This window comes from Enterococcus sp. AMC2644, from assembly GCF_058216475.1.
Genome location: NZ_CM177095.1, coordinates 775,756 through 787,500 on the forward strand (window position 1 = coordinate 775,756; position 11,745 = coordinate 787,500).

Genomic DNA, 11,745 nt, shown 5'->3' on the forward strand with positions numbered 1-11,745 from the left:
ACACGACACAAAATTTAAACTTGTGTCGTGTCGTTGTTTTTTAAGCTTTTTCCTGCCATTCAATAAACGCTTCGCAATAAGTTTGACTACCAATTCGAATTTCATGACGACTCTGGATGTGTTCTGCTTGTAGGATTTCATAATGGCTCTCAATTTCATTGCCATACTCTACTTCCTTATCAAAGCGAATATTCATATAGGTTGGGATATGTGACGTTAAAAAATCATAGCCTAAAACATCCATCATCCAATTAAAATAAATTGAATTATTCACATGCTGATTCCCATCAATATCGTAAAAACGTACGCGGAACGGTAAACTAATACCTTTTTCAACTTTTTCAATTTTAGGATAACGTTTAATTTTTGTGATTTTCTCACTTTCATAAGGTTCGATAATTTCAATAGGTACACTACTCATTTTTCTCGTCTCAAGATTCATTAACGCAAAAATTGTCTCTATTCGCACTAGCTCTTCACCGGTTTGTGTCGTAATCCAAAAATGGCGATAACAAAAATATTTATTATATTCTTGTGCTTGTGTTGTTACGTTGATCTTTTCGCCTGCTTTTGGCAATCGAGTAATGAATAGTTGGTAATTTGTAACAATCCACGTCAGCCCAAACTGTTGGACAAAGTCTGCTCCTCGATTCAATTGATTGCTTTGTTCTTCTGAAACTTTAATCGCTACAGCAATCATTGTCGATAATTTCATAGTCCCATTGACATCACATTCATAAGCAACGACTTCATGGGGAGTGGTATATTTGCTTGCCAAATCAATTCCTCCTTGTTTGTTTATAAATATAGAAAAAAAAGAAGAGCACACGCACTCTTCTGATTATTCGTTTCCGCTAATTACAGCAGCTGGATCATTTAATACGTCTCGATCTAATTCGTTAATTCGAGAACTTGTTACAACGCCCGCTACCATACTATCACTTACATTTACCAATGTACGCGCCATATCAATTAATGGTTCAACAGAGATAACTAAGCCAACAATTGCTACTGGTAAGTTCATTGATCCTAGCACAATTAATGAAGCAAATGTTGCTCCACCACCAACGCCAGCTACACCAAAAGAACTAATTGTTACAACTGCAATTAACATGATAATAAATTGCCAATCAAAAATGTTGATTCCTACAGTTGGAGCTACCATTGTCGCTAGCATTGCTGGGTAAACACCCGCACAACCATTTTGACCAATTGAGATACCGAAACTTCCAGCAAAGTTAGCTGTTGCTTCATCTACGCCTAATGCACGACGTTGTGTTTCAATATTCATCGGTAAGGTACCCGCACTTGAACGTGAGGTAAAAGCAAAACTTAACGCAGGAAAAGCTTTTTTGAAATATGTGATTGGGCTGACTTTCACCCCTGCTAAAATAATTGAATGGACAAGCAATACTACTATCAAGGCAGCATACGAAGCAATGATAAAGACCCCTAAATTAACGATTGCTTTAAAATCACTTGTTGCCAATACATTAGTCATTAACGCAAAAACCCCATATGGTGTTAAACGTAAAACTAATGTTACAATACGCATCACAATTTTATACAAACTTTCCATTAAGTTAAAGAAGAACTCTGCTTCTTTTGGTGATTTACGTTTAATGCCAAGATAAGCTACTCCTACAAATGCAGAAAAAATAACAACACCAATCGTACTTGTGGCACGTGTTCCTGCTAAATCTGCAAATACGTTACGTGGAATAAACGATAAAATTTGTTGGGGAATCGATAAATTTTGAACCTCAGCTTGACGTTGCGTAATCTCCGCAATCCGAGCTGTTTCAGCTGCTCCTTCTGTAAAAGTCGCTCCATCTAATTGGAAAATCATTACCATAACAATTCCAATTAAAGCCGAAATAGCTGTAGTTCCTAATAATGTTGCAAGTACAGTAAAACTAATTTTACCAATTTTGCCGCTTTCTTTCATCCGTGTAAATGCACTGACGATGGAAACAAAAACTAACGGCATAATTAACATTTGTAGTAAAGCAACATATCCATTACCAATTAACTTAATCCAATCCAATGATTGCGTTACAATCGGGTTTTCCGTGCCCCAAATTAATTGTAAAGCACCCCCAAAAATAATTCCGGCAAATAAGCCAGTAAATACTCGAGTCGAGAATTTGACATGTTTCTTTTGCATTCGATAAAAGACATATAAAATAGCAGCAAAAATAAGAATAATTAATACTGTGAGCAGAGTTGTCATTTGTGTTCCTCCTTTGTTTTTCACGCGAAAATGACAAGTCCGTCAACGGAAGTAAAGGTTCCTAGTGACCATTCTTCAACAGTTCACTCTAATGAAAATGCGTGTGAAAGAATCATTAGTGACGTTATTATTATATCTAAGCGAGAAACGATTGTCTAATACATGAACTTGTATTCATATTATTTTCAAATAATTTTCTAGAAAAAATGAAATTAAAAAAAACAGTTTCTATATTTACCAAAGCAATATTTAAATAAATAGACTTTTCTATTCCTTATTCCTAGAGAGATTCGCAAAAAAAAATGATAAAAAGCCACCAAAGGACAGCTTTTTATCACTAAAATAGATTAGCTTCGATTAATCTGATCGTTTTATTGATTGAGCCCTACTATTTTGATTATGCTAGTGCTCCCATTGGGTCCCATGGCGCTAAAACAGTTGGTTCGGCTTCAAATGCTGCTAATTGATCGGCAGTTAATAAGTCTTTGCGTACAACGATTTGATACGTGTATTCATCCATCCATGCATCGCTTGCGACAAAGAAACCTTTATCGCCAACTTTTTCACCCCAACTATTTTCAACTTTCCATTTTGTTGAATGACCATCTACTAAATCGACACCAGTTAAAACCATTGCATGCGTCATCAAACTTTCACCATAGTCAAGACGTTCAGCTTTAGTCATGTCAAAATCAATATCAAATAAGTCATTTACATCATAGGCATCTAAAGACATAATACCTGTATCACGTGTTGATGATTGACCAACATCGCAACCAAACCAAACAGATTCTCCTTGTTCTAATTGGGCGATAGCTAACTTTTTAAATGTTTCCATATCAACATTTAAATATTTCACTTCTTTACCGCCAACAACATTCCCTAACATTTCTACTGTATAGGATTGATTATAAGGTTTATCGGCTGTAGGAGCATTAATAATACTTACATAGTCGTCTAAATTAACACCAACATATTTTTCATAGAATGTTTTAGGCGTTAAGTCACGATCTAAGTGGTATTCTTGTTCTTCATCGCGGTATTCAAAATCAAACACTTCAGGAGGTGTTCCAAGCGACATGGCTAAAAAGTTATAAACTTCCTGTAACATCGTTGCTTTTGCTGCTTGAATTTCTTCAGATGTCTTTCCTTCAGAGACCAAGCGACGTAAAACAGAGGCATCTTTGCGTAGTTTTTTATTTAAATACGTATTTAGTTCACGTGAACTAGAAGAACTATTACTTTCTGGCATGACTGTTTTTGGCACAACGCCATATTTTTGGAAGATAGAAACAATCATATCCCATTGACCGCCATCTTGCTGAGGTGTTTGTAATAGGAAAGCTACTTTTCGACTAGTTAACTCTTGATTAGCAGTTGCCAAAATATTTTCGTAAAAATAGTTGGCTTTCTCATATTTATCCCAGAAGAAAGTATAGTTTTGAGATAATTCAAATTCTTTCAAGTTAAACTGATTCAACATTCTATGACGGAATGTATTTAATGCTGCAAACATCCAGCAACGGCCCGATTGTTTTTGATTAGCTACTTTTCCTGTTTTTACATCTACCGAAAATACAGGTACATTATTGATTTGTGCACTGACATTTTCAGCTGACGCTCGAATGCCATTTTTGACTACCCCACGTTGTAAGGCGTTTTGCTTATTGTTGTCTTTAAAGTCTAACGCAAATTTTTGAGTTAGCTCTTTCTTAATTTCAGACATAATAACATCTCCTTTACTCTAGTATTTATTCTACTCCTCCTGTTTTAGAAAAACAACTGATGTCATTCTATCTATTTTTTCGATGCGTTCCTAACAATCGTTGTTCAACTCCAGCATAAGCTTCTCCTACAGGTTTACTAGCTAAAACATAGGTTAAACCGATACTTGCCAAGAAAATTAAAACCAACGTTCCCCCATTTAATGGAATTAAATCTCCTGAAATTTCACGTACCGCCTTAACAACGAAGCCATGTAAGAGATAGGCAACCATTGTGTATTTTCCACAAGAAGTATAAAACTTTTCTTTGGTAGGTACACAGGCAAAAAATGCCAAAATACCTATACAGCCTAATATTAGTGTGACAATACGAACCATCGCTCCCCACTCAGGAAAGTTTAAAAAATCCTCATAAGGTTTTGAACCAAAGAAAATATATTTGTTAACTGGCCCAATCCAATGAATGAATCCGTAAACACCTGCAAAAGCTAACATAAACCACCTGCGATGTTTCATTAATTCGAATCGTTCGACACGCTCTTTTTGTAAATAATACCCCATCACAAAAAAAGGTAAAAAAACTACGGTACGCTGTAATGTTAGTTCTCGACCAATAAATGGTAAATAGCCCACTAAAAGGCTCAGTAGCACGCTGACAGTGATTCCAATTTTTGGCGAAACTTTTTGAAAAAAATACAATGAGAGTTGCCAAAAAAAAGAACTTATTAAAAACCACAGCGACCAATTCGGTATATGTAATTGGAAAGAAAAAGAATCATTTGTCCCAATAATCCAATAAAATAAAGAATACAGCCATTGAAAAATAATATAGGGCAAAATAAACTTTTGAAAACTAATACGTACCTGTTGCCCTTTTTTGTAATCAAATGATTTCGCAAAATATCCTGAAATAAAAATAAAAGCTGGCATATGGAACGTATAGATTGTAAAGTACAAATCATTGCTCCACTGTGCATCAGCAATAAATGGTTGTAACAAATGTCCAAAAACAACTAAAATCATTAATAAAAATTTAGCATTATCAAAAAAAGGATCTCTTCTTTTTAGCACACACTTCACCTATCTTTATAAAATTCTTTTCTTTATTTTTAGTATACAGGATAAATGTTGCAATTTTATTGCAATTATCCAAAAGAACTTAACAATTTTTTTCGATAATTAACAGTTGATTTTATATCATTTGTATTATAACGTATAATACAAAGAGGTGGAAAATATGATTTTAGAAATCGACCCATTCGGAGACGAACCGATTTACAAACAATTACGAGATCAAATCATTTTAGGGATTGCCCAGCAGCAACTAACATCTGGCGACTTACTTCCTTCTGTAAGAATGTTAGCTGATGAGTTAGGTGTCAATCCAATGACTATTTCAAAAGCTTACAATCTTTTAAAAGAAGAGGGCTATTTAATCACTGACCGTCGTAACGGTACGGTTGTCACTGAAAGACGTGGTTTTGATGAACGTGCGAAAAAAGCATATGAGCACAAATTAGCATTATTGCTAGCAGAAGGTTATCTTCATCAGCAATCAAAAGAAAACATTTTACATGATGTCGAAACTTATCTTAATACTTATTCAAAAGGATGTGATAAATCATGAGTTATCTATTTGGTATATTCATTTTGGTTAATATTATCCAAGCATGTACCCTTCGATTGTCTGGTACACCACACAATCAAGTGATTTTAGAAAATACAATGCTTACAGAACACTTAACAGCTCCACAAGTTCGTGCCTTAGCACAAGAATACAAAAATCGATTGATGCAAATTGCTGCTATTTTTAGCGTATTAAGTGTTGGTTTTCTCTTTATTTCTTATGAATCAATTTTATTAACCTTTTTCTGGATTCTTTTATTCAGCAGTATGACGGCGCTGCTTTTTTGCAAGATTCATTATGTGCGAAAAATGCAAGAACTATTGATTGCGAATGGTTGGCTAATGCCCGTAAAACCTATTTTAATTGATACACAGCTCGTTTTAGCTAAAAATCAAAAAATGGTATCAGGCTGGTGGTTATTGCCTTCACTGATTCTTTGGATTTTAGGAAGTAGCTATAGTTTACATTCTCAATTTGAAGGCAGTTGGTTGATGATTATTCTGAGCGGAATTATATTATTGCTTTCATTTATCAGTTGGGTAGCTGTTGGAAAATTACCTGTTCGTGCATTAACGGATACCCCCTCAATTAATCAACAATACAATGATTTGACAAAGCACCATTGGTCACTGATGATGCTTTCAATCAGTTGGGTGATGGTTCCATTACTCTTTATTCCAGCAATTAGCCTAACTGCATCCTCTTGGCTTGAAATGATTTCATTCGTTTTCTTTTTGTTGTTACTTATTAGTTGGACTATTTTTTCTTTTTGGTTTCTCTACTCTTTACGAAAAAAACAAGATCAATTACTGGCACATGTTTCAAGCTATCGCTATCTAGGAGACGATCAATACTGGCGTTTTGGCGTCTATTACAATCCCAATGATGCACGCTTATTTATCCCTAGTCGAATGGGAATGAAGATGGGAATCAATTTGGGACGTCCAATTGGAAAACTATTGATGGGATTAACAGGTATAATAATTGTTGGTGCTTTTGTGGTTACGCTAGTTCCAGCTTACTTGTATGATTTCACTACAAATCCATTTCAATATGAACAAAGCTCTACTAAAGTTGAGTTAAAAGCTCCTTTTGTTCCTACTTCAGAGATACTCCTAAATAACATTGAAAAAGTGGAACTAATAGAAAAATTGCCTAATAAAATTACAAAACTATATGGTAGTGCGACAGACAATTACGCAACAGGTAACTTCAAGGTGGACGGTAAAGCTGCCACCCTTTATATCGATCATAAAACAAAACAAATTTTACACATCGTAACACCTACTAGAGATTATTATTACACAAATAAACAACCACAAAAAACAGTGGCTGCTTATCAACATTTACAACAAGTTATTGAAAAATAAAAAAGAACAAAAGTCGAAATGACTTTTGTTCTTTTTAACTCCGGCAGTAGGACTCGAACCTACGACATCATGATTAACAGTCATGCGCTACTACCAACTGAGCTATGCCGGAATGACTATGAATGTATAATAGCAATTTTTTTTCAATTAATCAAGTCCTCTTTTGCATTTTGTTTAAAAAACTAGCGATTATTAAATAACTTATCCAATAAAAGGAGAACTTCTTTAAAATAAAATGCTTTACAGGTTTATAAAACGAATGATTTTAACTAAAAATAACAATCAAATTATTTACTGACAATTAAGGACTGCAAGCTAAATTTAAAAGGGACTGTGACAAACAATCGTAGTTATTTGTCACAGCCGCCTTATTCAAGATACAAAGATTGCTTGCCCATCTTTTCATAAATTATTTGAAAGTCATTGCGATTGACTTCTCGATGACGATAACCGTATGGATCATTAACATAGATTGTATCTCCTTCAATACCAGTAATAACAACTGCATGACATAAAGGACTAACGGTTACAATCCCCTCTTCTGTCTGCCACTCCCATAAATCATCCTCTGTTGGCACTTCAAAGTCGACTGTCGTAATCACTAAAACAGGAACCCCTGCACGTACCTTTTCTTCCAGTTTAGAAAAATCTTTTGTTGTACTTACTTCTACTTGATATTTACTCCCCACAACTTCTTTTGCTACTTTTGCCAAAGGTTCTACACCAACTCCCATTGACTCATATCCTTCTTCAATATTTCCAACAAAGCCTTTATGTGGGTTTCCATAAAAACCATTTTCAGATATGAGGGGAACATAATTCAGCATTTTAGCTAATTGATTCTTATTTGTATCAAAATGATAATAACGTAGCAACATAGATAGACTCGTAATTTCACAGCCGTTCTCTAATGGTGTCTTCGTCAATTGATTTTCTAAAGGAACATCAATCAGATTTAACGAATCCTCAGCTGCTGGATGAATCAACTCAGAATAAGTTTGCATAAGTATAGAATCCTCACGAAAACTATGCGTCAGCCACATTGTACCCGCTCCAGTCAAGACGCCCACTGAAAGAACTGTGAAATAAAATTGTTTCTTTTTAATCCTCATCAGCCCTTTAATTTATTGTTTATTAAACTGCTTACTCGATAGTATGCCTTGTTTTCTTTCTATTTGTCAATCTAAGTAGATTGGTTTGCCTAAATCTTACTTATTTTTTGGAAGTTGAATCCATTGTATCTCTGGTGAATTGAAATTTTCGACATACGTTCCACTCAGATTAATTTTAATGAACTCTTCATCTTCTTCAGGATAAGCATCTAAATAACCTATACGAATTATTTTCTTTTCGCCAGGCATAAAGGTTCCTATATTATAAAAAGCTTTCCCATCTTCTACTCCTTCAACATATATCGGTTCATTTCTAATCAAAAAAGGCTCTGTATACGTCGTTTCTTCTTTCGGTTGATAACGTGATTTTTTTATTTGTAATTGTTCGAATGTTGGTGAAAAATAGAACTCTTCCAATGGTTGCTTCGAAAGATTTTGGATAGTAAATGTCACTTCTTTATATAACGGCTGAACTTCTATTGTATTTATTTGTTCATCAAGAAAGGCGATACCATCTCCTGGTCGATAAATTTTTGCAGTATAAGGCAACAAGGTGCCTTCTGGCGTAAGAATCAGTTGATCGTCTTGTGATAAATGATAAGACGATGGCTTTGCTTGGAAATCAGGTAGCATTAGCCCTTCAGAATAATCACTGATGTTCATCTCTAACTTAAGATCTGAATCATTGATTCTAATTGGCTCATCTAATTGGTAAATATTTTGACTATCTTTACGCAAGCCAGTTATATGGGGAGTGTCTCCACTTTCTTGTACTACTTCATTAATAATAGTTGATTGTTCCTTTGTTGTTTGCTCTAATGTAATACCTGCCAAAATTTTTTCTTGCTCCTGTTTGGTTAAACTACTATCAAAATAAAGTTCAACAATTAAATTTTCTTTTTCGCAAATCATAAAAGCAACTGTATCAAAGCTGTTCTGTACTATAGAACGTTTAACAAAAAAAGTTGGACGTTCGTTAATTGTCATTTCTTGAACATCCGTTGAAAACGGAACTTTGTACTCCTCAATATTTTTAGGACGTAAGAGCAAACTTGAAAAACCGCCACTCTGTGTTTCTGGATGCCAGTATTTCATTCCATCCGAATGTGGTTGCAAGTTTTCAGGTACGTACGTAAAATTTAGTTTATACGCTTGCTGATTATTTGTATCTTTTTGAACCGTTAAAGTCGTTAAAAAGTTGTCTTGTTGAGTAAGAATAGACCAAACCTTACTTACTGAATAGACACTAGTAGGTATTAGCAATAATGTTGCAGCAATTCCTAAAATTATTTTAGTCGAATGATGTTTTAATCTTCTTTTTTTCTGGATTCTTTTTTGGATGGCGCGTTGATTCTTTTCTGAAAAAACTTGTCCATTTTCTATTAATAATAAGTCTAATTGCTCGTCAGTCAATTCGGTTAAATTAGATATTGGGTACGCTCTTTTCATGATTGCTCTCCTTCCATCAGTTGCTTAGCCATCAAGCAACGCAATTTCCTTTTTCCTTTGTACAAGCGATTATTTACCTCCATTTTACTTAATCCCATAAGTTGGCTAATTGTCTCAGGTTTTTGTTCATAAACAAATCGTTGAATACAGATTTCTTTTGTTGGATCTTTTAGTTCTTGAATACTTAATAAAAACGCTGTCCAAATTTCTGTATTTGCAATTGGCGTTTGTAGTTCTTCTTCTAAACTTACGTCTTCAAATTCAAATTTTGTTTTTTGGCGTAATTTATTTAATGCGAAGCTTCTTGTAATAAGTGCTAAATAATTTTTTAATGAACCTCGCTCTGGATTGTATTTTTCAGGAGTTTTCCATAAACGAAGAAAGACGTCACTGACTAACTCTTCAACATCGTGTGTTGGATAATTTTTACCTAAAATAGAATAAGCAACCGCCCATAGTAGCTTACTGTATTGTTTAACAACTAGATTAAAAACAGCTTCATCTTTTGCTATAAGACCCTTCAAAATTTCTTCATCTCTCACTTTTCTCCCTCCTCACTTATATATACACAAAGAATTGTTAAAATCCTTCCATATATTAAAACTCGTTGTAACTTCACTTAAGAAATTACAACGAGTCTTCATGAGCTAATTTTTCTAATTCATGGATAGCTAACAGTTCAATAATATTGGGTGTAGGTTGAGAAACAATCTTTTTTCTTGTTAATTTGGTTAGACCTCGACTGAAAGATTCTGCAGACATCCCCAAATACGAAGCAATATTTTTCTTTGTTGTTTCTAAATGAATTTGTGTTGTTTGCTGCTTTTGATAGGCTGCTAATAAATAATTACTTAAACGAGTAAGCACACTAGTAGTTGTAATCAGGGTCATTTGTTGTTCAGAATCAGTTAAACGATTCGCTAACTCGATCAAAATTTCCCAAGCAATTTGTGGGTTCGTTAATAATACCTCTTTAAAATCATGACGATTAATAACGCAAACTTTGGTAGGTGTCATTGCTTGAACATAGTTATCATAGACACGATCATCAAACAACGACATTTCTCCTACAAAATCACCTTGTTCCAAAACCCGAATCACTTGTTCTTTTCCTGAAGGAGCGACACGATAAATTTTCACTTGCCCTTCTTGAATTAAATACAATGCTTCTGATTTTTCTCCTGCTTGATATAAAAATTCATCGATTGAAAATAGTTTTTCTCTAATATGATTTTGAATTACTTCGATTTGTTGTAACCACAAATTTTGAAATAATGGCATCGTACTAATACAGTGATGATATTTTGTAAAATCAATTTTTGTGGACATTTTAGTACCTCTCTTTCTTTTTTCTTCCAGTATACCTCATAAAAAAAATATGTTGTTTAAAATGTAGATCATTTCAAACAACATCTCTCTCTTTATTTTTCCTTACTGGCATCATAATCTATCGCACGAACAAAAATTTCAATATTTCCTTGTAGTGCTTTAGAGTACGGACAAATTGCATGTGCTTTATCTGCCAGTTGTTGAGTTTCTTCTAAAGAGTAATCTTGAATACCAACTTGAATAGCTACCTCCAATTTAAAATCAGCAGCATCAGGTTTCTTAAATAATGAAACAGTGTGTAAAACTTGAGATTTATTACTTACTTTATATTGTCCTTTAGCCAACTCTAATGCACCATGAAAACACGCGGCATAACCTAATGCAAATAATTGCTCTGGGTTTTGGCCCTCTCCAGTCCCTCCCATGCTTTTTGGTGTCGTAATTTTCACTTCATAAGAAGCATCCGTTAAATAACTTACACCATCTCGTCCTCCGGTATTAATTGCACTGGTTTCATAAATTTTTGTATATACAGCCATGAAAAACACTCCCTTAGTTTTAATAAACTTAGTATAAGGAGTTTTGGCTTGTCGTTCCTTGACCTATGTCAAGACTTGAAAATTTTCCAAAAAAAAACTCAAATCCTTTAATAGAAAGAATTTGAGTTTTTTTTGAAAGCCACCTGTCGGATTCGAACCGACGACCCCCACCTTACCATGGTGGTGCTCTACCAACTGAGCTAAGGCGGCACATATTTAACACAAGTATTAGCATAACCAAAATAACAAAACTTGTCAATATTTTTTGAAGAAAATACTAGTAAAAAAAAGACTTCTCCATCCAGCTTTTTGATTGTTTTAGTAATTTGATTATCTTCTTTTATCATAATTTGACTATTGGC

11 protein-coding genes and 2 tRNA genes are annotated in these 11,745 nt (G+C 34.2%); 2 read left to right on the forward strand and 11 right to left on the reverse strand.

Annotated elements, in window-relative coordinates:
• Positions 1-40: 40 nt before the first annotated feature.
• The 4 genes from AC4BC5_RS03810 to AC4BC5_RS03825 all read right to left on the reverse strand — a co-directional run bounded on the left by AC4BC5_RS03810 (position 41) and on the right by AC4BC5_RS03825 (position 5,028).
• The gene (locus AC4BC5_RS03810; RefSeq protein WP_490496855.1) at positions 41-778 is read right to left on the reverse strand and encodes an acyl-ACP thioesterase domain-containing protein; all 738 of its coding nucleotides are present in this window, start codon (positions 776-778) and stop codon (positions 41-43) included.
• A gap of 63 nt (positions 779-841) precedes the next feature.
• Positions 842-2,233 carry an L-cystine transporter gene (locus tag AC4BC5_RS03815; RefSeq protein WP_490496856.1) on the reverse strand — a complete coding sequence of 464 codons (1,392 nt, stop codon included), beginning with the start codon at positions 2,231-2,233 and terminating at the stop codon, positions 842-844.
• Positions 2,234-2,630: 397 nt separating this feature from the next.
• Positions 2,631-3,959 (reverse strand): C1 family peptidase, encoded by a 1,329-nt coding sequence (locus AC4BC5_RS03820; RefSeq protein ID WP_490496857.1) that lies wholly within the window; start codon positions 3,957-3,959, stop codon positions 2,631-2,633.
• A gap of 67 nt (positions 3,960-4,026) precedes the next feature.
• Positions 4,027-5,028 (reverse strand): acyltransferase family protein, encoded by a 1,002-nt coding sequence (locus AC4BC5_RS03825; protein ID WP_490496858.1) that lies wholly within the window; start codon positions 5,026-5,028, stop codon positions 4,027-4,029.
• Positions 5,029-5,194: 166 nt separating this feature from the next.
• Between AC4BC5_RS03825 and AC4BC5_RS03830 the strand changes: the two genes are divergently transcribed.
• Positions 5,195-5,584, forward strand: a complete 390-nt coding sequence (locus AC4BC5_RS03830; protein WP_490496859.1) for a GntR family transcriptional regulator — start codon at positions 5,195-5,197, stop codon at positions 5,582-5,584.
• The gene (locus tag AC4BC5_RS03835) at positions 5,581-6,954 is read left to right on the forward strand and encodes a PH domain-containing protein (RefSeq protein ID WP_490496860.1); all 1,374 of its coding nucleotides are present in this window, start codon (positions 5,581-5,583) and stop codon (positions 6,952-6,954) included. Before AC4BC5_RS03830 ends, AC4BC5_RS03835 begins: the two co-directional genes overlap by 4 nt.
• A 38-nt stretch (positions 6,955-6,992) precedes the next feature.
• On the opposite strand, the gene AC4BC5_RS03840 is transcribed toward AC4BC5_RS03835, so the two are convergent.
• The 7 genes from AC4BC5_RS03840 to AC4BC5_RS03870 all read right to left on the reverse strand — a co-directional run bounded on the left by AC4BC5_RS03840 (position 6,993) and on the right by AC4BC5_RS03870 (position 11,593).
• Positions 6,993-7,066: transfer RNA gene (locus tag AC4BC5_RS03840), tRNA-Asn, on the reverse strand.
• Positions 7,067-7,322: 256 nt separating this feature from the next.
• The gene (locus AC4BC5_RS03845) at positions 7,323-7,958 is read right to left on the reverse strand and encodes a C39 family peptidase (protein ID WP_490496861.1); all 636 of its coding nucleotides are present in this window, start codon (positions 7,956-7,958) and stop codon (positions 7,323-7,325) included.
• A 204-nt stretch (positions 7,959-8,162) separates the two neighbouring features.
• Positions 8,163-9,515: a hypothetical protein gene (locus tag AC4BC5_RS03850; protein ID WP_490496862.1), complete on the reverse strand. Its 1,353-nt coding sequence runs from the start codon at positions 9,513-9,515 to the stop codon at positions 8,163-8,165.
• Positions 9,512-10,057 (reverse strand): sigma-70 family RNA polymerase sigma factor, encoded by a 546-nt coding sequence (locus AC4BC5_RS03855; protein WP_490496863.1) that lies wholly within the window; start codon positions 10,055-10,057, stop codon positions 9,512-9,514. Before AC4BC5_RS03855 ends, AC4BC5_RS03850 begins: the two co-directional genes overlap by 4 nt.
• Before the next feature lie 85 nt (positions 10,058-10,142).
• Positions 10,143-10,844 (reverse strand): Crp/Fnr family transcriptional regulator, encoded by a 702-nt coding sequence (locus AC4BC5_RS03860; RefSeq protein ID WP_490496864.1) that lies wholly within the window; start codon positions 10,842-10,844, stop codon positions 10,143-10,145.
• A gap of 92 nt (positions 10,845-10,936) precedes the next feature.
• Entirely contained in the window at positions 10,937-11,383 is a 447-nt protein-coding gene (locus AC4BC5_RS03865; protein WP_490496865.1) for an Ohr family peroxiredoxin, read from the reverse strand.
• 137 nt (positions 11,384-11,520) lie between these two features.
• Positions 11,521-11,593: transfer RNA gene (locus tag AC4BC5_RS03870), tRNA-Thr, on the reverse strand.
• Positions 11,594-11,745: the final 152 nt, after the last annotated feature.

Bases quoted from the DNA above. Each gene is read 5' to 3' on its own strand.
- AC4BC5_RS03865 (WP_490496865.1), bottom strand. From the start codon at position 11,383: ATGGCTGTATATACAAAAATTTATGAAACCAGTGCAATTAATACCGGA.
- AC4BC5_RS03845 (WP_490496861.1), bottom strand. From the start codon at position 7,958: ATGCAAACTTATTCTGAGTTGATTCATCCAGCAGCTGAGGATTCGTTA.
- AC4BC5_RS03820 (WP_490496857.1), bottom strand. From the start codon at position 3,959: ATGTCTGAAATTAAGAAAGAGCTAACTCAAAAATTTGCGTTAGACTTT.
- AC4BC5_RS03850 (WP_490496862.1), bottom strand. From the start codon at position 9,515: ATGAAAAGAGCGTACCCAATATCTAATTTAACCGAATTGACTGACGAG.
- AC4BC5_RS03835 (WP_490496860.1), top strand. From the start codon at position 5,581: ATGAGTTATCTATTTGGTATATTCATTTTGGTTAATATTATCCAAGCA.
- AC4BC5_RS03860 (WP_490496864.1), bottom strand. From the start codon at position 10,844: ATGTCCACAAAAATTGATTTTACAAAATATCATCACTGTATTAGTACG.
- AC4BC5_RS03815 (WP_490496856.1), bottom strand. From the start codon at position 2,233: ATGACAACTCTGCTCACAGTATTAATTATTCTTATTTTTGCTGCTATT.
- AC4BC5_RS03830 (WP_490496859.1), top strand. From the start codon at position 5,195: ATGATTTTAGAAATCGACCCATTCGGAGACGAACCGATTTACAAACAA.